Origin of the sequence: Shewanella morhuae (genome assembly GCF_900156405.1) — a bacterium.
Lineage (GTDB): Bacteria > Pseudomonadota > Gammaproteobacteria > Enterobacterales > Shewanellaceae > Shewanella > Shewanella morhuae.
In genome coordinates this window covers 161,385-187,728 of the sequence record NZ_FTNN01000003.1, presented here as the reverse complement: position 1 = coordinate 187,728, position 26,344 = coordinate 161,385, and the positions used below count along the sequence as shown (strand labels likewise).

Below are 26,344 nucleotides of genomic sequence, written 5' to 3'. Positions count from 1 at the left end.
GTGAGCACCGTCTTTCTTAACTGTACAAAATATGGGACAATTTAGTCTAAATTAAGCTTTAGTTTTAATGTAAAAAGTCGCCTTGTAATATTAACTATAAATATTAGCTAAACCCGTTTAGACACAGCTCAACCCGTTCAGACACCCTATTTCTCAATGCTTTGTTAATAAATTAGACACCAACATGAACTCATATTCGCTCAAGCAAAAAATTCTGTTCTCCGTTGTGGTAGCCCTTTCACTCGTGATTGGTTTGTTGTCATGGCAAAGTTATTCCAGCCAAAAATCCCAGCTGTTGCAAAATAGCCTAGAGCAAGTACAACGCTTAGGTGATCAACAAGCCGAGCGTATTCAAGAATGGTTAGTAAGCAAACAAGATATTATGGGAGCACTGGCGAGTAAGGTTGAAGGCGATACGCTTAATACACTGCAACAGGCACAGGTATCTGGCCGTTTTCAGTTAACTTATTTTGGCTCTCAAACTGGGCAAATGCATGATTCAGATCCCAGCATTGATCGTAGCGGTTATGACCCACGCAGCCGTCCTTGGTATCAACAAGCCGCTAGTGCACGTGCGCCTATTTTAACTAAGCCTTATGTGGATGTTGCTTATAATATTTTAGTGGTAACGATGGCACAACCCACGTCTCAAGGTGTTGTCGGCGGAGACTTATCTATCGCAAGCCTTGTCGATGGTGTTAATCGGATGAAATTACCAGCCAATGGTTATGCCATCATGATGCACAAAGACGGCACGGTGATCGCTTATAAAGATCAAGCGAAGACGATGAAACCGATAAGTGAAATCGATGATGAGCTTAATCGCAGTTTACCGGAGCAGAGCCGCAAGGCGGGTGCACTGTTACCGATGTATTTTGACAATGAAGGCCGCGATAAGCTGGTATGGAGTGTTGATATTCCCAATACTGAATGGGAATTAGTACTCGTGCTTGATAAAGCAACCTTAGAGGCCCCGCTGTCTAGCCTATTACTGACTCAGCTAGGATTAGCGGCACTGGTGTTACTCTTGAGTGTATTAGCCATTTCTTGGTTAGTGAATGTGCTTTTAGGTCCTTTAGGGCGAGTATCGCAAGCGTTGGCGCGTATCGCTGATGGTAATGGTGATTTAACGCAACGTATCTCTGTCGATACTCAAGATGAAGTAGGTGTACTTGCAGATAGTTTTAACCGTTTCGTCGGTAGCCAGCACCAATTAATTAGCCATATTCGTCAACTGGCCAGTGAGTTAGATGCTGATGCGGAGCGCAGTTTAGTCACCACGCAAACCTCAGTAAATGAATTACAGCGTCAGCAGCAGGAAGTCGCCATGGTCGCAACAGCTGTGACTGAAATGGCGAGTGCCACTAATGAAATTGCGGCTAATGCCGAGAATACCGCAACGGCAGCGCAGCAATCTGCTACGAGTAGCTTACAGGGTAAAGAGTTAGTAAATAAAACCCGTAACTCAATTAACTCTTTGGCTGATGAAGTTGCTCAAGCAACAGATGTGATTGAAGATTTGAGTCGTCATGCACAATCCATTTCGAGTATTTTAGCAACAATTCAAGGAATTGCAGAACAGACTAACTTATTGGCGCTTAACGCAGCCATTGAGGCGGCTCGTGCTGGAGAGCAAGGCCGTGGCTTTGCAGTTGTAGCTGATGAAGTACGAGTATTATCGCGCCGCACTCAAGATTCGACCCAAGAAGTGCATACAACTATTGAAACCTTGCAACGTACTACGGCTAGAGCTGTGAGCTTGATGGAAAGTAGCCAGAAACTAGCCGGTAACAGTGTTGGCGATGCCAATGCGGCCGCGAAGGCGCTAGAAGAGATTACGCAAGCGGTTAATGTTATTTCAGATATGGCCAGCCAAATTGCCACCGCAGCGGAAGAGCAAACTCAAGTAACGAGTGAAATTACTCAAAATACGGTTGCGATTAAAGATGTTACGGATGAAATAAGCGCATCTGCGATGTCAGATTTAGCACAGGCTAGAGCGTTGAAAGCCCGCGCAAATGATTTAAAGGCTCAAGTAGCGACCTTTATTCTATGATCTAAGTAGATAGCGCAGTCGGACAATTATTATTTTTTAATTTTAAAGTGCCATATAAATTTATGGCACTTTTTTATTATACCAGCACAACGTTTCTTGTAAGTGTTTTAACTTTTTAGATACCTTATGTTTAAATTTAGATGAGTTACAATTTATTTTATATAGACGCTTTTTAAGTGGGTCTTTTGACTGCGATAAATTTTGTTTCAACGACTCACCTTTACTGGTGATAGTGGAATTATGAACTATATTTTTATGTATCTAAGTAAACTAACCGTGACTAAAAATAGTGGTTTTATTTTTAGTTAGTCTAATTACCTGATGTTTATTAGTGAACAATATTATGAACTCATATTCTTTAAAAAATAAAATCCTATTTTCGGTTATTATCGCGCTCTGCGCGGTTATTTTACTATTATCTTGGCAGAGTTACTCTAGCCAAAAGAAAGCACTACTAGAGGCGAACTTACAGCAAGCTCAACGGATTGGAGATCAGCAAGCTCTGTTGATTAGTAAGTGGCTTGAAAGTCATCAGCAAATTATTAAAAGTATCGTGGGACAGCCCGGTTATGATATTGCACAGGCAATAAAACAAGCTAAGCAGTCTGGAGGATTTGAATCAACCTATTTTGGTGAGTCAAACGGTAATATGCGGGACTCAGAGCCGGCAACTGACTATACCAACTTTGATCCTCGCACCCGCCCTTGGTATCAAGCCGCGGTGCAAGCGGGTAAAAGCATACTAACTCAACCTTATCTCGATAGTGCCTTCAATATTTTAGTGGTGACTTTAGCTGAACCCGTCGTAGGTGGTGTGGTGGCAGGAGATTTATCCATTAATATGCTCATCGAAGAAATCAATCAGATGAAGTTACCTGCAAACGGTTATGCCATCATGGTGCATAAAGACGGCACGGTTATCGCCTATAAAGATCAAACTAAGACGTTGAAACCGATAAGTGATATCGATAACGATCTTAATCGTGGTTTACCAGAGCAGAGCCGTAAGGCTGGTACCTTGTTACCGATGTATTTTGAAAGTGAGTCCCGTGACAAACTCGTTTGGGCCGTTGATATACCCAACACTGACTGGGAGTTGGTATTAGTGCTCGATAAAGAGACGTTAAACGCGCCACTTTCTAGCCTGTTACTTACCCAACTTGGATTATCGGCACTGGTGTTGATCGTGAGTGTGTTAGCTATATCTTGGTTAGTAAATGTGCTTTTAGGGCCTTTAGGTCACGTATCAAAAGCTCTCGCTCGCATTGCCGATGGTAATGGTGATTTAACGCAACGTATCTCTGTCGATACTCACGATGAAGTGGGTATGCTTGCCGATAGCTTTAACCGTTTTGTGGGTAGTCAACATCAGTTAATTAGTCATATCCGTCAACTGGCCAGCGAATTAGATACTGATGCAGAGCGTAGTTTAGTGACTACGCAAAACTCAGTAAATGAATTACAACGTCAGCAGCAAGAGGTGGCTATGGTCGCGACAGCTGTGACTGAAATGGCGAGTGCCACTAATGAAATTGCGGCTAATGCTGAGAATACTGCCACGGCAGCACAGCAATCGGCTATGAGTAGCTTGCAGGGTAAAGAGTTAGTGAATAAAACCCGTAACTCTATCAATTCTCTCGCCGATGAAGTGACTCAAGCAACGGATGTAATTGAAGATTTGAGCCGCCATGCGCAGTCAATTTCGAGTATTTTAGCGACGATTCAAGGGATTGCAGAACAGACCAATTTATTGGCACTTAACGCAGCGATTGAAGCCGCTCGTGCTGGTGACCAAGGCCGAGGGTTTGCGGTTGTGGCTGATGAAGTGCGGGTGTTGTCGCGCCGTACTCAAGACTCGACTCAAGAAGTACATACTACGATTGAAACCTTGCAGCGTACTACTGCCAGAGCCGTGAGCTTGATGGAAAGTAGTCAGAAATTAGCTGGAAACAGTGTTGGCGATGCTAATGCGGCGGCGAAAGCGCTAGAAGAGATTACCCAAGCGGTTAACGTTATTTCAGATATGGCCAGCCAAATCGCCACCGCTGCGGAAGAGCAAACCCAAGTCACGGGTGAAATTACTCAAAATACGGTTGCGATTAAAGATGTAACTGATGAAATCAGCGCATCAGCGATGTCAGACTTAGCACAGGCTAGAGCATTGAAAGCTCGTGCAAATGATTTGAAAGCCCAGGTAGCGACCTTTATTTTATAGCGTTACCGTTGTTTCGTTATGGCTAATGTTATGCCGTATAAAAGGCCCGATAATAACCATATTATCGGGCCTTTTTGTATCGATACTCACGGCGATATTCTCTTTTAATGATTCTCACCGTGTGCCGTTATTCTCCCACTAGACTATCAAGCGAGGAGTTGCCAAGCGGGTTAAATAAGGCGGCTATGCTCTGACAAATGGTTTCTCTAATCCATTTGTGCCCTTGATCTTCATTATTTCTTTGGTGCCATAACAGTACATAGGCCATGGGCATAAACTTGAAGGGTAATGGCAATAGTTTGAGTGGATAAAGTTGACAGGCATGGCGAGCAAAGCTCGATGGCAACGTGAAGATCAAATTGCTGTGAGCACATACACTGGCGGCACCATAAAAGTCAGGTACTGTCGTACTGATTTGCCGTCTATGTCCAAGGTCGGCAAGAAAGTAATCTAGCGCCCACCAATCGTTGCCTTCACAACGAACCTGAACATGGGCCATATCAAGGTAGAGTGCTAAAGTCCACTGTTCTGAAGTCAGTGCTGTCATTAGTGGGTGGTTTTCACGCACTAAGCATACTTGCTGATCGGTAAATAATGTCTGATAAGCAATGCCTTCGGGCAGGCGATCGACTTGAAAATCGGACAATGGATGTAGATCTCGTCCTGAAATACCAAAGTCAATTTGCCCTTGCTGCAAATCTTGCATCGATTTCTCGGTCCAGACGTAGGAGTCGAGTTTGACGTTAGGTGCGGTGGTCAGCATAGGGCCAATAAAATACGGAATTAAGGTTTCATAGGCGCTTTCGACCATGGCAAAGGAAAATTGCCGATTACTACTGGCGGGATTAAAGGTCGGAGGCTGAGTTAATTGATACAAATCTTGTAATATATTCGGCAGTTTTTGTCCGAGTATAAGAGCATGTGCTGTAGGTTTTAAGCCATGGGCGGTACGCTGAAATAGCGGATCGTCTAAGGTTTCTCTAAGGCGGCTTAAGCTCTTACTGAGTGCGGATTGGCTTATGTGTAAGCGGCTTGCGGCGCGGGTCACGCTTTGCTCTTCTAGTAGAACTTTGAGTATGACGAGTAAGTTAAGATCGATTCTGGCTAAGTTGTCAATATTCAAAGATATTCCTCAGAGGAAATTTACTTTGGAAATTATACCATTTCTATTCATACCTTGAGTTAATTAAAATAACGCCCACTAAAATATTGTTCATTGTTTAACTGAGATGATTTATGCGGCGCAATCTGTTACCTATCTTGATGTCTATGGTGCTTCTTAGCCCATTAGCTATCGATATCTACTTACCTTCAATGCCAACTATGGCGACAGAATTCGCTGTATCTGCCAGTGACGTGCAATCCACACTGGTTTTATTTTTATTTGCTATGGGCTTAGGGCAAGTCTTAATTGGGCCATTGGCAGACCGTTATGGCCGTCGTCCTGTGGCGATATTTGGCGTATTACTTTATGGCGCAAGTAGCCTTCTTGCCGCTGCTGCTATCGAGTTTCATTGGTTACAGATTGCCCGTCTATTACAAGGGCTGGCTGCCTGTTCTACGTCAATTGTAGTATTTAGCGCAGTACGCGATTGTTACTCTCAAAAAGAGGGTGCCAAGATTTACAGCTACTTAAATGGTGCGATTTGCGTGATCCCCGCATTAGCACCGACGTTAGGTGGTTTACTGGCCCTGCAATTTGGTTGGCGCTCAACTTTCATTTTCATGATGTTATATGCCATGTTGATGATGATTGTTGTTGGTTATCGTTTACCTGAGACTCGTCCTGCGAATACCGTCACCACTGGCCCACTTTATCGTTGGAGCCGATATAAACCTGTACTAGGTAATACTCACTTTTTATTTTATGCCTTGGCTTGCATGTCAGCGATGGCGGCTATTTTAAGTTATGTGTCTTATGCACCAGTATGGTTAATTGGTCATTTAGGGGTTTCTGAACTCACCTTTAGTGGCCTATTTGGGCTTAATGCAGTGTTTAACATTGTCGCCTGTTTTGCTGCGCCAATAGTGATACGTAAGCTAGGTAATCGTCCGACGGTGGTGTTGGCGCTTTCTTTATTGATTCTTTCTTCACTTGCGGTAGTGGCGGCTCAACTATTTGGCCCGAGTTCGGGTATCGCTGCTGCGTTTGCCTTTATGCTACCAATGATGTTGTTATGTGTTGGGTTTGCCTTTTTGCTCGGCCCTGCAACCAGTATGGCACTATCGGCTTTTGGTGAGCGAGCAGGAACGGCTGCGGCGATGTTAGGCTTTATTCAAATGAGCGGCGCATCAATTTTAGCTGGGCTGGTACAACAAACTGATCTGATTGCGCCTTATGCAATCGCATTAGTAATGGGCGTATCTTCCATCGGGTTGTTATTGATGATGACGTTGAGTCGATTCGATCATTGGCATCAAGAGCAGCTTACAGCAGAGCATTAGTCCATCGTATTTTTGGTAATTCAGTACACCCTTTACTCACAGTTTGTTTGACCGCAGGCTGTGGGTATTTTTTATTGTGTCTTTTCACGCTTTATCCTTTGGTATACTTGTCGTTAGATTTGTTTATCTGAGGCTGCCGCTTGTCCCGTCATTATTGTATTACTTGCCGTTATCCGCAGAATGCGTGCCTATGCGCCAGTATTCAGCCCATTTCCCCAACCACTCAGCTGGTGGTGTTGCAACATCCAAGTGAAGTAGAACATAAAAAGAATAGTGTGCGGATATTGAGCCTTGTCGTACCTAAAACTCTCGTTTACGTGGGGGAATTTCCGGCTGATTTTGCGGATTTGCAGCAATATTTAACTGCGTGTAATAAACCGATTTATCTCGTTTATCCTTCGACATCTAGTGTGAGCGTGGAAGAGCAACATATTAACTCAGATTGTGTGTTGTTATTGCTTGATGGTACTTGGCGTAAGGCGTTTAAAATATTGCAGCTTAATCCTTGGTTGCTCCAGTATCCCGCGGTGCATTTGGCGCAAGGATATGAGTCACGCTATCGCATCCGTAAATCAAGCCGCAGTGATAGTTTATCTACCTTAGAGGCGTGTGCTTATATGTTAAATGCCCTCGAACCCGCGCTCGACATTCAACCATTGACGAAGGCATTCGATGCTATGGTTACGCTGCGGATTAAGGCAATGCCAAGTGCGGTGCAGGCACGTTATTTAGCACCAAACACAGTGAATGGCAAACAATCGTCAACTTAAGTTTGCAATTTGGGAGTTTTGATAGTGTATCGATGCGCTGAGGTATTTTAATAAGTGTTTTTGAGATTGCGTACGCATTAAATTTGTTAAAATCTTATTCAGATCACGCTAACTTAAGATGGAATAAGGTTTAATAACGTCGATTCATTTGTACTATAAATGATGATAGATAGCCCTGCCAGCCAATTGCTTTGCAGGGGAGTGATGCCATAGTTTTTTTGTTAAATGGTGTGCTGGTAGGGCTATCGCGTTAATTCCAGTATTAGTTATCAATCGATAGCGGTGTCGTTTAGGCTAAGCATTTTTGGGTAAAAAAAGCCTGGGTGAAGTGTTCAACCGTGCTAGGATAACCAAATAAAAAACCTTGCCCAAAACCTTGCCCCATTCCCGTCATTATGTCTTTTTGTTGCTGTGTTTCTATTCCTTCGGCAATGAAGTTAATCTCCAGAGCTTGCGCGAGTTGTATTATAGCATTGTAGAGTTTTTGTCCTGATGCTTCGTTTAAAAGTAGGGCAAACTCAGCATCAATTTTCACACTATCAATAGGTAACGTTCCTAGGCGACTAAGGGAAGACAAGCCGGTGCCAAAATCATCGATGGCAATACTCACTCCAAGCGCTTTAATACGATTGAGTGTGGCTCTTGCTTGTTCTGGCTGGCGCAACAATGCCGACTCGGTAATTTCTAAAATCAGGGCTTCGGCGGGTAAATTTGCCATGGTTAAGGCATTTATAACCTGCTCAATAAAATCGACATGTTCTAACTGCAGCGGTGACACATTAACTGACACTCTAAAGGTCGATTGGTGGTGTTGACGCCAGAGTGCGGCTTGTAAACAAGCTTGTTCTAACACCCATTGCCCGACACTGACAATCAATCCTGTTTCTTCTAGCAAAGAAATAAAATTGGCTGCTTCATAATATTCAGTTGGCGATCTTTGCCATCGCAGTAGTGCTTCAGCTGCAATGGTCTGATTTGTCTGTAAATCCACTATGCATTGATAGGCAAGAGTGAACTGTTTTAAGCTGTGTGCATGTCTTAGGTTATTAATAAGCTGTAATTTTAGCTCAGCAGCTTGGCTCATCGCTTTGTCGTAAAAGACTAAATGTGGCTGGCTTTTTTTAGCGCAATACATGGCGGTATCGGCGAGGCTAATTAACTGTGAGGCCTGGTCGCTATGGGTTGGGTATAGAGCTATACCGATGCTGGTGCCAAGGAAAAATTTTTGCCCTTCAATTTCAAAAGGGCTGTCGAACAAGCTGAGAATTTGCTCTGCAAATAGTTGAATTTCTTCTTTGCAGCTACAGTCTTGTAACACTAAGGTAAACTCATCTCCGCCCATGCGCGCAATATCGGCTTTTTCAATACAGCCGCCTTCGAGCCTTGCTGCAACCAGCTGTAATACCTTATCGCCCATGGCATGACCAAAACTATCATTAATATTTTTGAAACCATTGAGATCTAAAAACATTAACGCGCCAAGTGTAAGCGGATCAGTTTTGAGCTTTTCGAGGGCACTATGAAGTATTTGCTTAATATGAAACCGATTCGGCAATCCAGTTAAAGTATCGTACATGGCACGAGTCGTGAGCTGAGTTTCAAGCAGTTTTTTCGTGCTGATGTCACTAAAAATGTTCACATGATAGTGTTCATTGTTATGGGTGACAATTTTTCGACTGCTCTGCCAAGCAGGAAAATGATTACCATCTGAGCGGCGTTTCCATATTTCGCCTTGCCAAAAACCTCTTTGTTTTAGGGCCTGTCGGCAATCGTTTTCATCGCTACCAGCTAGATGACGAACATCTAAAAACTCTGGTGTATTATCGATCATTTGCTCGGCGCTATAACCGCAAATGCGACACATCGCTTTATTCACTGCTAAAATACGGTTATCAGCGTCAGTGATATAAACGGCTTCGGCACTTTCTTCTAAGGTGGTTGATATAATTTCTTTAGGAATATGCGCAAAACCATCTGACACGATTTCACGTACCTGATTACGGCGGTTTAATGCTTGTAGCTCCACCAGAACAACAGTTTGCTGCTGTAGAGTACAGTGATATAAGTTGATGCGTGACGGGAGTTCGGTACCTTGTTGGCTGAGATGCAACCAGTTGAACGCTATATTTTTACCCGCAATTGCTTCGAGTATCATTTCTCTTGAGTATTCAACACTGTTGCGGCCTGATGATTGAATTCGGGGTGAAAAATCATAGGGAGTTGCATTGATAAACGCGTCGTATTTAGTCTCAAAATAATTAAGCGTGGCTCTATTCGCGCTAATAAAGCTAAAGCCTTGAATTAATGCTAAGGGAGTTTTATGGGGGTGCGCTTGCCAGAGTGACAGCTTTTGTTGCAATACCGGATCGTCGGTACTGAGTTTATTCAATAAATGTTGCCATCTGATCATATCAGCATACTCCCTTAGCGACTCTTAAGGCCACTCCCCCTTCCATAGGTATTTCGTTTATAACGAAATTTAATAAATAATACATTATTTATTAAACATTAAAAATCAATATAATGCTGTTTTTACTCAAAAATAAAATTAGAAGGTATAGTTTAAAATGCTTATATAGGTATATTTTTAATAAATTTGTTCGATATTCTTACTGAGGTTAGTTTCATGCTATGTTTGCCACCGGTCACGCAATTAGACTTTATTGTTCAGCAACGCTATGTGTCAACAAAGGAGGCTCGTTATGGCGTATTTATTTAATGTATTTATGTTGTCAGTTTTATTCTTTAGCGTTCAGCTATCAGTGGCTAACGCAGCAGATACGCCTAAACCAGTATTAACGCTAGAACAAAAGGCGGATAAGGCTCGGGTAGATTCTCAGTTATTGGAACAAGCACAATTAGAAAAGGCGCGTCAGGCATCCAAAGATGCTGCTGAACGAGCAGATAAAATTAAACAAAAATCTCAAACTAATGATTGGGCAACGCAGCAAAAACGTAAAGCGCAGCAACAGTCTGTGGAGCGAGAGACTCGCGAACAAAAATATTTACGAGAAGCAAAAGAGGCTGCGACACAAGAGCATAAAATTCCTAAACCGTAACTATCACGTATCGGGCACAAGAGTCGGCAGTATTTGTCGGTTCGTATTATAAAAGCCGTTGAGTCATATTGTTTTTTGCAACCACAACTTTTTAACTGCTCATACATCGCTATAGTAAGCGACTCTAATCATTGGTAAAATGTCTTAACTTTGCATAAATAAGCTATTAGCGAGCTAGTGCGATTGCTATTTTTGATAACGTAGATATGTCGGTATCTGTAAATCATTTACATCGTAGTGATGTTGCGATGGCAAAATAAAAGGATAGGGTTCAGGTAATTGTGCCACCCGGCAAGCCCAATATAACCATGGATTTTCAGGATCGCTGGCTAATACTTTATCGGCCCGCTCAAAATAAGGCTGTAACTGTTGTAAGCTTTGCGGTGGCATCAGCTGGCTTGCACTGCGTTTCAATGTGGTGAGCGCCAATGCCATATGTTGATCCATCAAGTCTAGATTAAGGCCGCGCCAACAAGATTCAATCGACCAACCATAGGGCTTACTTCTGTTATCAAGACGTAACCCAAGGCGCCCATTTCATACATAGCTTTAAGATCACGCTGCACTGAGCGTTTACCTGCATCTTGGGTGCGGTTTACGAGCCGTTCGACTAATTCATTGACGGATATTTTTCGTGGTGCGCGCGGAATTAGGCTGAGTAAGGTGACTTGACGCTGAAAATTAGGCTGCATATTGGGCCAATAGTCTGACAGGGATAACAGTATGATAATCAAAAGCTGCGACAACATGTGTCGCAGCTTTTTTTATTAGAAATTGAGTTATGGAAGAGGGTTAACGCTTTATCAGCGTTTGAAGATTATTTATAGGGTGCTGACTTGAAGATCGGCCCACTTGGTGCCTGGTGCATTATGGTAAAGAGTCGCTAGAACATCGAATGCTCCCTCAGACCAAGAACCAAACTGAGGCTCAAAATGTTGGTACATGCCCATACCGTGCGCTAACTCATGCATTACTGTTTGTGTGTTCCATTTGCAACCGTGGTTATTTCCCATATTGGTCCAAATCAGATTTTCTTTGCTGTAGGTATAACCGGTCTTGTCCCACAGGATTTGTAAAGCACCACTGAAAGGCGCTATGGATGAGTTAGCGCACATATTCTGGGCATTGTTGGAATATTGCTTATCATAGTAGCCAGAATCAATTGAAAGAATCATACCGCCTTCTGATAAGTTATTTTGTGCCATGAAAAAGGCTTTATCAAAAGTACCATTACCCATATTCTCATCGGACGCATTTGTGTCCCGATATTGCTGTACGTCCCAGGTCAGTATTTTAAAATCGGTGAAAATATCACCTAAACGTGACTCTAATTGAGCGACACCATCAATCAATGTTTGAGGTGGATTAGCACCGTCAATGGAGACAAAGTATAAGGGGATTTGAGTTTCTGTAGACCAACGCAAAACACCATCACCTAGATAGTAAGTGACTGCCTCAGGTGTTTTCATTAACAGTTCACTGGTCGCACTGTCAGGGTAATTTTGATTGGCTGAATTTGTGTTCCTAGCCAATGAGAGTACCTGTTCAGTCGTTAGGTTCTCTGCATTATCATCGCCACCACCACAAGCTGTTAAGGCGATAATGGAGGCTGATAAAAAAGTTAGTGCTAATGGTTTCATTATTTTATTTCATGTCGTTCAATGATTAAGATGCGGGCAGTGTATATTTTTATTTTATAAAAACAAGTGGTTAGATTTTTAAAGCTATCATTATAACTATTGTTGTTTTATAACAGCCTAATGACAATGTTCATTTTTCTGTGTCCTTTTTTCTGTGTCATTTTTTAGGCTGCACCCAAAATAGATGCTATCGATTACACCCATTTTTGTTAATGCTGCCTTCAAACTCTAGGTGAAAGATAAAGACCTCACTAGCTTGAGCTTACGAAAGCTTTAGCTTACAAAAAATCAGCTTGAGCTGAGCTATTTGTACTTGATTTGTTAAATGATTTGCTTTCATATGTGGATATTTACAGCAAGGAGCGAACAAGATGAAGCGCACGCTATCGGCTCTTGTATTGGCAATGGGACTTTTGAATCCCTTAAGCCAAGCACAGGCCACCACGGCAGAAGACATTAAGAGTTTCACGCTAGATAACGGCATGAAAATCATGGTGCTAGAAGATGCCTCAATTCCCAATGCCAACATGTATTTGTTTTGGAAAGTCGGTTCACGTAACGAAGTGCCCGGCATTACCGGTATTTCACATTTTTTCGAGCACATGATGTTTAACGGTTCAAAAAAGTATGGCCCGAAAATGTTCGACCGTACTATGGAAGCCGCAGGTGGCGCGAACAATGCGTATACCACTGAAGACATGACGGTTTATACCGATTGGTTCCCCGCTAATGCGCTCGAAACTATGTTCGATCTTGAAGCCGACCGTATCGCTAACTTAGATATCAACCAAACTATGGTCGATAGTGAGCGTGGCGTAGTGCAGTCTGAGCGTTCCACTGGTTTAGAAAACTCTAACTGGAATGCCCTTGAAGGCGAAATCAAAGGCGTGGCATTTTTAGCTCATCCTTATTCTTGGTCGGTGATCGGCCATGAGTCGGATATCGCCGCTTGGACGCTGGAAGATCTCGTGCAGTACCACAAAACCTATTACGCGCCGAACAATGCTGTGGTGGTGATTGCGGGTGATGTAAAGCTTGCCCAAGTTAAAGCTTTGGCCGACAAGTACTTTGCGCCTATTCCTGCACAAACTCCGCCTAAAGCGATTCGCACCGTTGAACCTGAGCAAAAGGGTGAGCGTCGTACTTTTGTGCAAAAGGCGTCGGTGAGCACACCTAATGTCATGTTGGCTTACCATATTCCGGCGGCGACTCACGCAGATTTTTATGCGTTGGATTTATTAAGCTCTATTTTAAGTCAAGGGAATAGCTCGCGTTTTTATCAATCACTGGTTGATAAACAAGTGGCCTTAGAAGCGCAAACCTACATGCCGATGTCGGTCGATCCTAACCTCTTCTATGTGATGGGCGTTGCCACGCCTGAGGTGAAAGCTTCGACATTGGAACGCGCGCTGATTGAACAAATTGATGCGATTGCGACGAATGGTGTTACTCAGCAAGAACTGGATAAAGTTAAAAATATCAAGTTGATGGATTTTTATCGTTCGATGGAAACCATTAATGGTAAGGCCAATACTATAGGCACCTATGAGATGTATTTTGGCAATTACGATAAGTTATTTAATGCGCCAGAAGCCTATAATCAGGTGACAAGCGCGGATATTCAACGTGTTGCCCAAACCTATTTACGTAAATCGAATCGCACTGTAGCTGTGCTGGCGGCAACCGAGGAGTCTTCTCAATGAAATCTACAGTAGTGAAATCGATGGCAGCGAAATCGACAGCAATGAAATTACTTAAGATGGCATCACCTAGGAAACCCTCTAAGTTAATGGCCGCATTAGCCCTAGGCACAAGTTTGGCTTTAGCAGGTTGTGCTACGACATCGGCGCCAAAACGTGTTGATACTGGCAGCTTTGTGATGCCAAGTTATGACAAGTTCGTACTGGATAATGGCTTAACCGTGTATTTAATGCCGCAGCGCGAAGTGCCATTAATTACTTTAAATGCCGTGGTGCGTGCGGGTGCTGTCAATGACACTACCGCAGGCGTAGCGCAAATGACGGCGGAAGGCTTACTGTTAGGTGCGGCGGGTAAATCTAAGGCAGATATCGAGCAACAAATAGATTTTCTCGGTGCAAGTTTAGTTGCTGAAGCGGATAAAGAAGGCAGTTATCTTAGCGCCGATTTTATGGCGAAAGATACTGATGTCATGCTGAGTTTATTTAGTGTGGCGATGTTAACGCCAGACTTTGATGTCGCCGAGTTTGATAAACTCAAGCAGCGCGCCATTGCGGGTTTGCAGCAAGATAAAGAAAGCCCGCGTGCGGTGATTGGGCGTTACTTCGATAAGCTAGTGTTCGGCGCCCATCCTTATGGGAATGCGGCTTCGGGTAATAGTGAATCGCTTGAACAAGTAACAGTGTCGCAACTGCGTGCTTTCCATAAGAGTTACTACCAACCAGCCAATACTGCGATTACTGTGGTGGGGGACTTTGATATTGCCGCCATGAAGGCCAAGCTGACGCAAACCTTTGGTCAGTGGCAGGGCAGTGAAAAGCTAGTGCAGCCTGACTTAAACCAAGGCTTACCTCAGTTGACTACAGCTAAAGTTTTGCTGGTGGATAAACCCGATGCAATCGAAACCACGTTCGTGATCGGCGGTTTAGGTATTAGCCGTGACAACCCAGACTATGTGGGTTTAACCGTAGTGAACACTATTTTAGGTGGCCGTTTTACCTCTTGGCTTAACGATGAGCTGCGGGTGAATGCCGGGTTAACTTATGGTGCGCGCTCAGGTTTTACGCCGTATACCGATGCAGGTGTGTTTACCATTAGCACTTTCACTAAGACGGAAACCACCCAAGAAGCAATGGATTTAGCTTTAAAAACCTATGCTCGTTTGTGGGAGAAAGGCGTTGATCAAGCCACCTTAGATTCAGCTAAAGCTTATGTGAAAGGCCAGTTCCCACCTAAGTTTGAAACATCAGGCCAGCTGGCGGGACTCTTGTCAGGCATGTATCTGTATGGTTTTGATGATAAGTTTATCAATGAGTTTCAGGCTAAGGTCGATGGCTTTACCTTAGAAGAAACCCAAAGGTTAGTTAAGGCTTACTTTCCGCAAAAAAATCTACAATTTGTGTTGATTGGCAATGCCGCTAAAATAGCACCCATCGCCGCTAAATACGGCACAGTGCACACAGTGGATATTAATGCCACAGGGTTTGGTCAGTAAACTAAAGCTGTGTGCGCAAAACTTAAGTCTTTGCCTTAGTTATCAATTTAAAAGGTCTGCATTGCAGACCTTTTACTTTTTGCCCATAGTAAGGATATTAACCATAGGCGTTTAGGTGGGGAAATGCGGTTTAAGCAAAAAGATGGTCCACAAAGGCGGCATTTAAAAATAAGTCATACAAGACTCAACATCTACTTAGGCGTAGCACTAACTCTTTTTGCCCAACTGCCGACTTCGGCTTTAGCGGCTAAGGTCAGTTTTAAGGAGTTTTGCCCTCAATTTGTCGGACAGTGGGCGGGTGATTCTGCCAAAGTTGGGGAAATTCCTAAAAAAGTCACCGTCAATGGTTTTTGCTCCCAAGATCAGCGGCAGTTAATCTTATCTGTGAGTATCGGCACGAGGGCGCCTTTTAGCGAAACTTGGTGGTTTCGGGAACAAGGTTCACAAGTGCTGCTGACCTACTACGACGGTGTAGCAGAAGATAAACAGCAAGTGTTTAGCTTATATCGTCAAAATGGCGATTATTCACTGCTAGGAGAAGGGATTGTCAGCACACGACCCGCATTGATCCAACTACTCTTTGATACCAAAACGCCTGCTGGCGCATGGCTGTGGACGCAAAATATTCAGTATTTAGATGATGATATTGACCGCTATCAGCTATTTCGCGGCATAGAGATGACGCCTGTCGCGCCATCTCCTTAATCGTTAATTCAGCTTACCCTTAATGGTATTTAACTGAAGTTTGCTTACAGTGCGCCTGTAAAATCTAGCTGACGCCAAGCTTCATAGCTGATAATCGCCACCGCATTAGAGAGGTTTAAACTACGACTCGTGGCGGCCATAGGGATACGTAATCTTTGTTCGGTAGGAATCGACTCGATAATGGCCATCGGTAAACCGCGGGTTTCTGGGCCAAATAGCAGTACATCATCTTTTGCAAAACGAAGTTCTGAATGTGGGCGACTTCCCTTAGTGGTACAGGCCATAATGCGCTTGCCCGCCATAGCCTCGAGAAAGGCATCAAAGTTTTTATGCCGAGTGACGTTAGTTAAATCAGCATAATCTAAGCCGGCTCGACGTAATTTTTTTTCTTCTAAATCAAAACCTAAAGGTTCAATTAAATGCAGTTGGCAGCCATTGTTAGCGCATAAACGAATAATATTGCCTGTATTAGGTGCGATTTCTGGCTCATAGAGTGCGATATGGAACATGCTTGCCCGCCTGTAGAAAATGACGGCTGATTATACGGTAAACTGCGCCCAAACGCAGTGTTTGTCATGCTTATGTTGTTAGGATTCAGACAATGCTTGCTAGTTTATTCGCCTCAAGATAACATATCTCTACATCAAGATACTTCTCAAAGACTCATTATGCCTTTTGTCATAGCCTTACTCGCCCCGGTATTTTGGGGTACGACTTATGCGTTAGTTAATTTGTATTTACAAGATATGTCGCCTTACTGGGTAGCCGTATGGCGCGCTTTACCCGCAGGGATTTTGCTGCTGATGCTGCGCCCTCGTTTGCCGACTCTGGCATGGTCAAAGTTATCTTTACTTTCTTTTTGTAATATCGGTGCCTTCTTTGCTTTGTTGTTTATTGGGGCTTATCGTTTACCTGGCGCAGTGGCGGGCACATTAGGTGCCACTCTGCCGTTAATTTTCATCATCTTAGCTTGGGTTATTGACAAAAAACGTCCGGGAATGAAGTGGTTACTATTGGGGTTAATGGGACTTGGTGGGGTAATGTTACTGCTCAACCCTTCAGCGGATCTTGATCCTATCGGCGTGCTCTGCATGTTGGGGGCGACAACCCTAGTGGCTTTGTCATCCCGCTGGATGCAACGATGGGATGTGGGTGACTACTTAGTGCTGACCGCGTGGCAGTTATTCTTGGGGGGATTGATGTTAATTCCGCTGGCGTGGTTTATGTCTGGTGCGCCACAATTACCAGCGATGCACGTGGTGCCTTCACTTATCTGGTTAGTGATAGCCAATACAGCGCTAGCCTACTGGGCTTGGTTGTGGTCGATGCGACATTTAGGGCCAGACATTATGGGTATGGTGGCATTAGTTAACCCTGTAGTCGCGGTACTATTGGGGGTATTAATCGTCGGTGAAACCTTTGATTTTCGCCAATGGGCGGGGATTGGCGTAATTTTATTGTCGCTGGTGTTGATGAAGTTGCCGCCGAAGTTCAGCATCTACCCATTTAAAAAAAATCGTCCGTAGTAATATGTTGAGATAAATGAGAAGTAGATGTTAAAACGACTAGATCTGAATTTACTGCCCGTGCTTGAAATTCTACTAGAAGAGCGCAGTGTTACCGCTGCGGCAGCTCGTTTGCATTTAAGCCAATCGGCGGTGAGTAAACAGCTGACTCGTCTTAGGGAAGTATTTGATGATCCGTTGTTTGAGCGAGCCGCCTATGGTCTTAAACCCACACCTAAGGCGTTATCCCTTGCGCCTGAGTTACGCCAATGTTTACAACAATTAGCCCAATTTACGCGGCCAGATAGTTTTGAACCCGCCTTAAGTCAGCGCCAATTTAGAATGCATTTAGTCGAAACGACTTACTCGCTCACTCTGCCTTATTTTATGCCTGAGTTGCTGGTACAAGCACCGAATGTGAGTATTAATTGCCAAACGTGGCGCCTTGATACTATGGACAGATTACTGCGTTGTGATATTGATTTGGCGATTGGTTGCCGTGAATGGGATGAGCGTTCGCCCATGCATGTGAATGATATGTCAGACGATCTCTCTTATGTCGAATTAGTACAAGATTACTCAGTATGTTTAATGCGCCGCGATCATCCTGCGTTAAAGCAAGAGTGGAATTTAGAAACTTTTTTGAGTTATCGTCAGTTACAAGTGGCTTTTGGTGGCCTAGAGCATTGGCTGCTGGATGATGTGTTGCAGCTTGAAGGGCGTAAGCGCGATATTGCAGTGAATATGACCGATTTTCAGAGTGCGCTCTCCTTATGTGAACAAAGCGATTTAATTCTCTGCGCGCCTTCCCGTTACGCCTTAGTCTTGATGAAATCCTTTGATCTGCAATATTTACCTTCGCCTATTCACTTGATCCCCGGCGCTTACTTGCTGATGTGGCATAAACATTTTGAACACGATCTGAGCCATAAATGGCTGCGAGAGTTGATCATTAGCCGAGTTCAGCAGTCACTTATCGTTTAGGCATAGTTAGTGTGTTAACTAACTCGAACTCGATAAGCCTTGCGACTCTACAGATTATTCCCTCTTTATTTGCATTAACGTTGCGACTACTCGCTCGCCATTAGTCGCAACGTTGTTTTGATAACGAAAAAATGACCTCTGAAGCATTAATTTTGTGGATAAGGCCATAAAGTTAATCAGTTACCACAGCCACAATTCCGAGTTTAGGTTAACTAGAGTAAGCACGAAGTTCGCGCCTAAATATTTCCTTTATGTTTTTACTAAAAAATTAACTCAGCGTTTATGGTATTAAATTTTAAGCGGCGCCGCGTTTCACGGGTTGGCAAAAACCACTCTGACCAAAATATTGGCTGAGGGTGTTTAAAGCTTCTTTCACTTTTGCGGGCTGCTTATCCCGCGCCGATGTCACGCTGTAAACTTTATAGGTACTGAGTGACCATTCTGGTAATAGAGTCACAAGCTGGCCGCTTTTCAGGTATTTGTAAATTTCAGGCTCTGGCAGGGCGGCAAACCCTAGGCCGTCAAGAGTGAACTGAATTAACGCCTGCATGTTGTTAACCGCAATTCGTGAGCTTGCAAGCTCAAAGCGCGCTTGGCTGTGATCATGGGTTAATATTTCGCTCTTAGTGCAGGCATGATTTACTCTGGTATAAGTATGGTTAACTCGATTAAAGGCTGCTAATTCAGTTGGATGGTGAATATTTTTATGCATGGGTAAGTAATCGGGTGAGACACACAGCAACATACGCCAATCAGCCAAATGGCGGGCAATTAAGTTGGAATCAGATAAAGGGCCGATGCAAATCGCCAAATCAATGCCGTCGTTGACTATATCTATCGGACCATCCTGTAGCAGTAAATTCAAACTAATTTGTGGATGGGCTGCTAACAGATACTTAAAGGGCTCGCTCAACAGGCCGCCGCCAAATCCTATGGGCGCGGCAATTTTCAATTCACCCGAAGGGATCCCTTTCATGTTATTAAGTTTCTGCTCTGTGGTTTCAACTATCGCGATAACTTTGCAACAATTCTTATAGAACAAACTGCCCGCCTCAGTAAGCGTGAGGTTACGAGTATTTCGGTGCAGCAAGCTGATCCCCATGTCCATTTCAAGTTTAGTCACCTGCTGGCTCACCGCTGACGAGCTAAGATTTAACTGCTGCGCTGCGGCGCTCATTGAACCTCTTTCTACGATAGTCGTAAAAACGATCATCCCTCTGATCATGTTTTTATTCATTGTTAAGTCGCTCTTACAAGTGAATACCTAAAGTCTAACTTGAGCTGATTGTAACATAGGGATACATTGTCGTATTGAAAACCATTCTCATTTAAAAGATATTAACTTAATGGAGATTTGTCGGTTATGTTGTTAAGTCGTAAGAAATACCTCGCTCAAGTGATCACTGCTTTATGTTTGTTGCCCGCAGTACCAGTAACAAGTGCCCTTGCCGATACCGCACCAGATAAAGAAAAGATGATGGAAAGAATCGTGGTGACAGCCTCGGGTTTTGAACAGCAAATTCGCGATGCACCAGCCTCTATCAGCGTGATCACCCGTGAGGATTTAGATAACCGTTTCTACCGCGACTTAACCGATGCCATGTTAGAAGTCCCTGGCGTGGTTATCACCGGCGGCGCTGACCGGCAGGATATTAGCCTGCGAGGAATGGGTAGCGAATACACGCTTATTCTCGTTGATGGTAAACGCCAGTCCTCACGCGAGACGCGCACAAATAGTGATGGTCCAGGTGTTGAAGGCGCTTGGACGCCGCCATTGGCGGCTATTGATAGAATTGAAGTTGTTCGTGGACCAATGTCATCACTTTATGGTTCGGATGCGATTGGCGGTGTAATTAATATTATTACTCGCAAGGTACCCAATGAATGGCAGGGGGAATTACGACTAGATACGACCTTGCAGGAAAAATCCACATCGGGCAACGTATACCAGAGTAATTTTTTTGTTAACGGTGGTGTGATTAAAGATCTGTTGGGGATACAGCTCTACGGTCAATATACCCAACGTGAAGAAGATCAAATCTATGGTGGTTATCGTGGTCGTGATGCGACGAATCTGACAGCAAGATTTGCACTTACTCCTAACGAAAACCACGATATCATGTTTGAAATGGGCGTATCTAATCAAGAGATTGATAGTAGCTTAGGTAAAACGGTCGCCCCTTTAGCGCCTGGTGAAACCTGCGGACGTAACGGTTGTCCCGCTTCCTCGACCACCGAATACGACAATAGTACGTTTTCGCTTTCACACACAGGGCGCTGGGACTTTGGTACCTCTGATACCTATATTAAGCATGAGGTTTTTGATAATAAAACCCGTGAGATGAAGATTACCAATACAGATGCTCAATCTAGCCTGATCACCACATTAGGCCAAAGCCATACCGCGACCTTTGGTGCGGCATTTAATCATCAGGATTTAACGGATAAGACAGGTAATAAGATCAGTGAGTTAACTGATATTAGCCGTAACCAATGGTCAGTATTTTCTGAAGATGAATGGCGTATCGTCGATAATTTTACGCTGACCATGGGACTGCGTTTTGATGATGATGAAAACTTTGGTAACCATGTTAGCCCGCGAGTTTGCGGCGTGTGGGGATTAACCGACAGCACCACTTTAAAAGGTGGGGTATCGACGGGCTTTAAAGCACCGAGCTTACGCCAGACCGTGCGCGATTGGGGGCAAGTGAGTCGTGGCGGTAACATGTATGGTAATCCGGATTTACAGCCTGAAACGTCCATTAACTATGAGCTTGGCTTATATTCGGATCTTACCGAGAGCATTACTGCCAGTGCAGGGGTGTTCTATAACGAATTTAAAGATAAAATTACCCGCGTGGCGTGCCCTGCAACCCAATGTACCGATGGCCCTAATCAGTTTGGTTCCGACCCGACAACGTACGTGAATATTGACGATGCTGTAACTCAAGGGATTGAGTTGAGTGTTGACTACCGTATTCGCTCAAACTTGAGCTTAACGGGTAATTACACTTATACGGATTCGGAGCAAAAGACGGGTGCTTATAAAGGCAGTCCATTAAATCAATTGCCTAAGCATTTGATTCAAGCGTCAGTGAACTATGAGCCCATTGATAATGTCAGCACTTGGCTGAGGGTGAATTACCGTGGCGAAGAGAGCCAGCCGACGACAGGGCCGTCATCGAGCAGTTTAATTGCGCCTTCTTATACGCTACTGGATTTGGGGGCAAATTATCAATTGAATGATAGTGTTAAATTTAGCGCGGGTATTTATAACGCCTTCGATAAAGATATTACCCAAGAAGAATACGGCTATATCGAAGATGGTCGTCGTTATTGGTTAGGTATGACGTATAGTTTTTAAGCCGACACCTTGCTGCTAACACTTAAACTAAAGCCAGAGTGAATCACTCTGGCTTTTTGTTAGCTGTATTCATCAATATAAATGACTATTTTTTTGCTAACGGGTGCGCGCAAGCTCAATGGCCGCACCTATGGCGTTTCGTGCTTGGGGGCTGTTTTTCCAGCACGTGGTGCGCAGCATACTGGCGACTAAGTTGGCAATATCATCGACTTCGTGTTGTGCTAATTGCTGTAGAGAATGGATACCAATTTCTTCAAAGCGCTGAATCACCGTCGGGCCTACGCCTTTAAGTGCCAGTAATGCTTGTTTTTCCTGTGAATTAAAACCCATAACCCATACTCCTTTATGATTGGGGATTACATTTTATCGTCAAATTAAGCCAAGATTACCTTTAAACCGAGTTAACAAAAAGGCCCTCTAAAGGGCCTATTGAATCTTCATTAACGCCAGCATCAATAAGTATTACATATCGCAAGGCTTGAGTGGTTTGCGTAATTGAGCACGCACGTTATCCATGCCTGAGTAAAACTCTTTCATCATTAATAAACCCATCATCTTACCGTTGTCGGTCACGATCAAATTATCGGGTTCCGTTGGGTCATTTTTGATCGCGCCAATTAACTTCATTGAGGTCATTTCTTTAAATAAGGCTGTATCTAAATTGACGCCAAAATTATCACGGAAATATTTACGTGATAAACGGCCAGAGAACATACCGAGCAAGAAGCGATACTGCATCACATCTTTTTTGCTGTAGTTCTTTTGCTGCTCAACGCCCATTTTTCCTGCAGCAACGCGCTCTTGGTACTTACGCAATGAGAAGGTATTGACGTAAAGGGTATCATTTAAAAAGCTGAATGAGCCAGAGCCCACGCCTAAGTATTCGTCGTAATCGATAACGTATTCGTCAAATCCTTCGTTATCGGTTTTACCAAATGCCCAGGCAGATAATTGATTATATTGGCCATTTAAACTATTTAATATTTGGCGATATTGGTTTGCCATCTCTCCTTGTGGTGCAGCCAGCTTACCTTTAACGCTCTTACGGGTCTGATGGGTGATCATCAATGGATAAGTGGTAATTTGTCTTGGGTCTAAACGCGATGCCATGTCGAGATCATGCTGGATCACTTCATCGGTTTGGCCACGGAAACCAAAAATCAGGTCAACGTTAATAATTGGGAACAGCTCTTTGGCGCCCATGATTTTGTCGAAGGTTTGCTGACCTGTGCCGAATTTTTCCAGTCTGTCGGTCATCTTTAAAATATCATCATTAAAACTTTGCACGCCAATAGACATGCGATCGACTAAGCCTTTAAGTTGTTTAAACCCTGGGCTGTCTAAATGCTGCGGGTCGGACTCGCAGGACACTTCTTTAATGCTGGGAAACAGCGTTTTAGCATGCTCAATAGTGCGGGCTAATTCATCTTCTAATACAGTGGTTGTGCCGCCGCCAATGTACATAGATTCAAAGTCATAACCTAATGCTTTGACCATATCCATTTCTTTACGCAACGAGATAAAGTAAGCGCGCGCCTTATCTTCCTTAAATATAAAACGGTGGAAGGTGCAGTAGGAACATAGGGTGTGACAGAAAGGAATATGCGCGTATAACATGTACTTTTTGCCTTCAACTGGCGCAGGCATCATTTCGGCAGAAATAGTATCAAGGCGAAGATTTTTGTCGACATAATACTGCATCACCCGTTCCATTGAGCTGAGCATCCAGTTAGGAACGGTAATATTAGCTTGATAAGGCTTAATGATAGCGCTGTTGGGCGTTTGGATAATTGAAGACATAACGATTCCTATCTGAGAGTGCTAACCGTAAATACCGGAATTGCTTTAGGTAATTCACGACCACCTAGCGTAATTAGACTAACGGGTATGTTGCCAATAAAACGTGAACTGGTTACAAGTTACGGCTTCCTAACATATAAATCACGGTGTTTTGTTAAGCAGATCATGTTTTAGTGATCTGCAATGCATTTTTAATGGCAAGTGGTTCAAAAGGGATGCTTAAAATGTGGTTCACCCTATTTTATTTAAGCTGAACTCGGGATAACGAGTGTTAAAAAATCTAAATTTAACAAACTAAATCAATGCTATAAATGATTATTTTGAAACGAAAAATATATGTTCTGACTGAATCCGCAGATTTTTGCGCATATCAAGGCGCTCTGTCGTACGCCATAGCGAGCTATGGTTAGACAGCGCAACGCAGAGAAGCCTGAAAAGATGCCGATTCAGCGGCTCTGCTTATCCCGAACGTAGGTTATTTAGTCTTAATCCCCCATAGCGGGCTTGTCTATCTAGATTGTGACTGTCATGATCTGAGCGTTAACATAACCTCTGCGGTAAAAAAGGCTGGTTATATTGGTCAATATAAATCGATTCTTTCCACTGTTAGCATTGTGTGGTGCTGTGCTGGCTTATGTTATGCCCAATAGTTTTATTGAGTTTAAATCCGCCATTGTGCCGCTGCTGGTGGTCATCATGCTATCTATGGGGCTTACCTTAAATCTGTTCGATTTTGCTAATGCCTTCAAACAGAAGCGTGCGGTACTCACGGGGTTGGTGCTGCAATTCTCAATAATGCCGCTTAGCGCATTATTGATTAGCCAGCTATTGGGCTTAGATAGGGAGCTCACCATTGGCATGGTGTTGGTGGGTAGCGTTGCGGGTGGCACGGCTTCTAACGTCGTTTGTTACTTGGCAAAAGGTGATGTGGCGTTATCAATCACTATGACGGCACTGTCGACCTTAGCGGGAGTGGTATTAACTCCGCTGATTATTAAGCTGCTGATTGGTGAGATGATCGATATCCCTTTTACCGATATGCTGCTGAGCTTGGTGAAAATCGTGTTAATTCCGGTCAGTGCTGGCGTGATTATCAATCATTTTTTTAAATCACAGGTGGCCAAAGTCGCTCCCGCATTACCGTTGATTTCAATCTTGGCAATCGTGATGGCGATTACCATTATCGTGGCGTTAAATGCCAATCAGTTTGATAAGGTCGGCTTTATTATTTTGCTGGCTGTGTTCTTACACAATGGTTTTGGTCTCGCACTAGGCTACTTTTGTTGCCGTTTATTGGGCTTTAACCATACGGTTTGTAAGACCATATCTATTGAAGTCGGCCTACAAAATTCCGGCCTCGCTACGGCTTTGTGTATTAAGTTTTTTAGCCCTATCTCTGCTATTCCTAGCGCGATATTCTCGATATGGCATAACCTGTCAGGCGCTATGTTGGCGGGCTATTGGGCGAGTTTAGAGCAAAAAAAGCGGAAAAATAATAGGGTGTAGCTGCACTTGTACAGTTTGATATTATCAAGAGAAGTGCGCTAGCAGTTGGCGGCTTTAAAGAAAAAGCCTCTGTAAGCAAACTCACAGAGGCTTTTTTTTATCGTTAAAGTAACAAGATTTATTCTTTGTACTTCAAGGTGCCGTTAGCTTTGATTTCGTCAAACCACAGGTTGTGATGTTGGCTTGCCCAGTTTTCATCACAGTAGCCCGATACCATACATTCCATCCCGCCTTCTGACATCACGGTTGCCATAAAGATGTGCACGATAGAGAAAGCACAGATCACGATAGCGCTTACAGAATGCAGCACGAGTGCTATCAAGCTCAATGTACGGCTAGGTTCAAATAGGTTAGGGAAGAGTAACAACATGCCCGAGGCCGAAATCACTAATCCAAACAGGGCAAAGGCCCAAAACCACATTTTTTCACCCGCGTTAGCAAAACCCGCATCTGGGTGCTTACCTTTGAATGGACCAAAGTTAATGTAGCCACCGACCACCATAAACCACTTTACGTCGTACATTTTTGGCAGTTGGTTTTTCGCCCATAATACGGTCATTAATGCCCAACCGATCATGAAAGGAAACGCCATTACGTCATGGATTTGTTTGGCACCGTAGACAAGGCCAGCCCAAAATCCTTCACCTAACCAAGGTTGGAAAAAGAATCGTCCAGCCAGTAAGGTTAAGCCCGTTAAAATCAACAATAAGCACGGGATCGCGCCTAACCAGTGGATTGAAACATCGAACTTAGACCAACGATGCACCAGCTTGCCAGAAAAACCATGGTGCAGCGTAGAAATGCCGTTCACCTTGATAAATAAGACAAAGATAATAATCATACCAAATAACGCTGCCATTAAGGCCGGCGCTAACCAGTCGCTGCGTAACGTTAATACCCGTAAATCATAGGTATTAATGGGTTGAGCGTGAAACTCACTTTGGGAGGTAGTGTATCCCGTGGCGCCATCTTTCAGTTGTGCCCACATTTGCGCATCAGACTGTTCAACTTGAGCCAGTTCACCACCATTAGCGAAGCACACAGCACTAAATAACAGTGCGATAGCTAACCCTATGTGCTTGAACCATTTATTTATCATATA

Annotated in this window: 22 protein-coding genes; 12 read left to right on the top strand and 10 right to left on the bottom strand. The window is 43.7% G+C overall.

The window, feature by feature from the left end:
• Nucleotides 1-184 precede the first annotated feature (184 nt).
• Together BW947_RS05080 and BW947_RS05075 are read left to right on the top strand one after the other, a co-directional pair.
• Entirely contained in the window at nt 185-2,056 is a 1,872-nt protein-coding gene (locus tag BW947_RS05080; RefSeq protein WP_076497238.1) for a methyl-accepting chemotaxis protein, read from the top strand.
• Nucleotides 2,057-2,399: 343 nt separating this feature from the next.
• Nucleotides 2,400-4,271: a methyl-accepting chemotaxis protein gene (locus BW947_RS05075; RefSeq protein ID WP_076497237.1), complete on the top strand. Its 1,872-nt coding sequence runs from the start codon at nt 2,400-2,402 to the stop codon at nt 4,269-4,271.
• Between the two features lie 127 nt (nt 4,272-4,398).
• Here the strand turns inward: BW947_RS05075 and BW947_RS05070 are convergent, their stop codons facing one another.
• On the bottom strand, nt 4,399-5,394 hold the full coding sequence (locus BW947_RS05070; RefSeq protein WP_076497236.1) for a LysR substrate-binding domain-containing protein: 996 nt from the start codon (nt 5,392-5,394) through the stop codon (nt 4,399-4,401).
• A 113-nt stretch (nt 5,395-5,507) separates the two neighbouring features.
• On the opposite strand from BW947_RS05070, the gene BW947_RS05065 reads away from it, so the two are divergent.
• Together BW947_RS05065 and BW947_RS05060 are read left to right on the top strand one after the other, a co-directional pair.
• Complete coding sequence (locus BW947_RS05065; RefSeq protein WP_076497235.1) at nt 5,508-6,716, top strand: multidrug effflux MFS transporter; 1,209 nt, start codon at nt 5,508-5,510, stop codon at nt 6,714-6,716.
• Between the two features lie 140 nt (nt 6,717-6,856).
• A complete protein-coding gene (locus tag BW947_RS05060; RefSeq protein ID WP_076497234.1) occupies nt 6,857-7,486 on the top strand; it encodes a tRNA-uridine aminocarboxypropyltransferase in 630 nt (209 codons plus the stop codon).
• Between the two features lie 289 nt (nt 7,487-7,775).
• Here the strand turns inward: BW947_RS05060 and BW947_RS05055 are convergent, their stop codons facing one another.
• Nucleotides 7,776-9,896, bottom strand: a complete 2,121-nt coding sequence (locus BW947_RS05055; RefSeq protein ID WP_076497233.1) for a putative bifunctional diguanylate cyclase/phosphodiesterase — start codon at nt 9,894-9,896, stop codon at nt 7,776-7,778.
• A gap of 292 nt (nt 9,897-10,188) precedes the next feature.
• Here BW947_RS05055 and BW947_RS05050 point away from each other — a divergent pair, with 292 nt between their 5' ends.
• The gene (locus tag BW947_RS05050) at nt 10,189-10,545 is read left to right on the top strand and encodes a hypothetical protein (RefSeq protein WP_076497232.1); all 357 of its coding nucleotides are present in this window, start codon (nt 10,189-10,191) and stop codon (nt 10,543-10,545) included.
• A 186-nt stretch (nt 10,546-10,731) separates the two neighbouring features.
• On the opposite strand, the gene BW947_RS18875 is transcribed toward BW947_RS05050, so the two are convergent.
• From BW947_RS18875 to BW947_RS05040, 3 genes are all read right to left on the bottom strand, one after another.
• Nucleotides 10,732-10,980, bottom strand: a complete 249-nt coding sequence (locus BW947_RS18875; RefSeq protein ID WP_244153231.1) for a hypothetical protein — start codon at nt 10,978-10,980, stop codon at nt 10,732-10,734.
• Nucleotides 10,981-10,997: 17 nt separating this feature from the next.
• Nucleotides 10,998-11,294: a hypothetical protein gene (locus tag BW947_RS18870; protein WP_244153230.1), complete on the bottom strand. Its 297-nt coding sequence runs from the start codon at nt 11,292-11,294 to the stop codon at nt 10,998-11,000.
• A gap of 72 nt (nt 11,295-11,366) precedes the next feature.
• On the bottom strand, nt 11,367-12,185 hold the full coding sequence (locus BW947_RS05040) for a hypothetical protein (protein ID WP_076497231.1): 819 nt from the start codon (nt 12,183-12,185) through the stop codon (nt 11,367-11,369).
• 371 nt (nt 12,186-12,556) lie between these two features.
• Here BW947_RS05040 and BW947_RS05035 point away from each other — a divergent pair, with 371 nt between their 5' ends.
• The 3 genes from BW947_RS05035 (at nt 12,557) to BW947_RS05025 (ending at nt 16,083) form a co-directional block, all read left to right on the top strand.
• Nucleotides 12,557-13,888, top strand: coding sequence for a M16 family metallopeptidase (locus tag BW947_RS05035; RefSeq protein ID WP_076497230.1), 1,332 nt, complete (start codon nt 12,557-12,559; stop codon nt 13,886-13,888).
• Nucleotides 13,885-15,378: a M16 family metallopeptidase gene (locus tag BW947_RS05030; protein WP_143562204.1), complete on the top strand. Its 1,494-nt coding sequence runs from the start codon at nt 13,885-13,887 to the stop codon at nt 15,376-15,378. The genes BW947_RS05035 and BW947_RS05030 overlap by 4 nt, the downstream gene beginning before the upstream one ends.
• Nucleotides 15,379-15,501: 123 nt before the next feature.
• Complete coding sequence (locus BW947_RS05025) at nt 15,502-16,083, top strand: hypothetical protein (RefSeq protein ID WP_076497229.1); 582 nt, start codon at nt 15,502-15,504, stop codon at nt 16,081-16,083.
• Nucleotides 16,084-16,127: 44 nt separating this feature from the next.
• Here BW947_RS05025 and trmL read toward each other — a convergent pair whose 3' ends face one another.
• Nucleotides 16,128-16,592 (bottom strand): tRNA (uridine(34)/cytosine(34)/5-carboxymethylaminomethyluridine(34)-2'-O)-methyltransferase TrmL, encoded by a 465-nt coding sequence (trmL, locus tag BW947_RS05020; protein WP_076497228.1) that lies wholly within the window; start codon nt 16,590-16,592, stop codon nt 16,128-16,130.
• Nucleotides 16,593-16,751: 159 nt separating this feature from the next.
• Between trmL and BW947_RS05015 the strand changes: the two genes are divergently transcribed.
• Both BW947_RS05015 and BW947_RS05010 read left to right on the top strand, forming a co-directional pair.
• Complete coding sequence (locus tag BW947_RS05015) at nt 16,752-17,609, top strand: DMT family transporter (RefSeq protein ID WP_076497227.1); 858 nt, start codon at nt 16,752-16,754, stop codon at nt 17,607-17,609.
• A gap of 27 nt (nt 17,610-17,636) precedes the next feature.
• On the top strand, nt 17,637-18,572 hold the full coding sequence (locus BW947_RS05010) for a LysR family transcriptional regulator (RefSeq protein WP_076497226.1): 936 nt from the start codon (nt 17,637-17,639) through the stop codon (nt 18,570-18,572).
• A gap of 295 nt (nt 18,573-18,867) precedes the next feature.
• On the opposite strand, the gene BW947_RS05005 is transcribed toward BW947_RS05010, so the two are convergent.
• Nucleotides 18,868-19,809, bottom strand: coding sequence for a LysR family transcriptional regulator (locus tag BW947_RS05005; protein WP_076497225.1), 942 nt, complete (start codon nt 19,807-19,809; stop codon nt 18,868-18,870).
• A gap of 126 nt (nt 19,810-19,935) precedes the next feature.
• Between BW947_RS05005 and BW947_RS05000 the strand changes: the two genes are divergently transcribed.
• On the top strand, nt 19,936-21,936 hold the full coding sequence (locus BW947_RS05000) for a ligand-gated channel protein (RefSeq protein ID WP_076497224.1): 2,001 nt from the start codon (nt 19,936-19,938) through the stop codon (nt 21,934-21,936).
• 96 nt (nt 21,937-22,032) lie between these two features.
• On the opposite strand, the gene BW947_RS04995 is transcribed toward BW947_RS05000, so the two are convergent.
• A complete protein-coding gene (locus BW947_RS04995; RefSeq protein ID WP_076497223.1) occupies nt 22,033-22,266 on the bottom strand; it encodes a hypothetical protein in 234 nt (77 codons plus the stop codon).
• 132 nt (nt 22,267-22,398) lie between these two features.
• The gene (locus tag BW947_RS04990; RefSeq protein ID WP_076497222.1) at nt 22,399-23,736 is read right to left on the bottom strand and encodes a coproporphyrinogen III oxidase family protein; all 1,338 of its coding nucleotides are present in this window, start codon (nt 23,734-23,736) and stop codon (nt 22,399-22,401) included.
• Between the two features lie 573 nt (nt 23,737-24,309).
• On the opposite strand from BW947_RS04990, the gene BW947_RS04985 reads away from it, so the two are divergent.
• Complete coding sequence (locus BW947_RS04985; protein WP_076497221.1) at nt 24,310-25,242, top strand: bile acid:sodium symporter family protein; 933 nt, start codon at nt 24,310-24,312, stop codon at nt 25,240-25,242.
• Between the two features lie 118 nt (nt 25,243-25,360).
• Here the strand turns inward: BW947_RS04985 and BW947_RS04980 are convergent, their stop codons facing one another.
• Nucleotides 25,361-26,338 carry a formate dehydrogenase subunit gamma gene (locus BW947_RS04980; RefSeq protein ID WP_076497499.1) on the bottom strand — a complete coding sequence of 326 codons (978 nt, stop codon included), beginning with the start codon at nt 26,336-26,338 and terminating at the stop codon, nt 25,361-25,363.
• Nucleotides 26,339-26,344 lie beyond the last annotated feature (6 nt).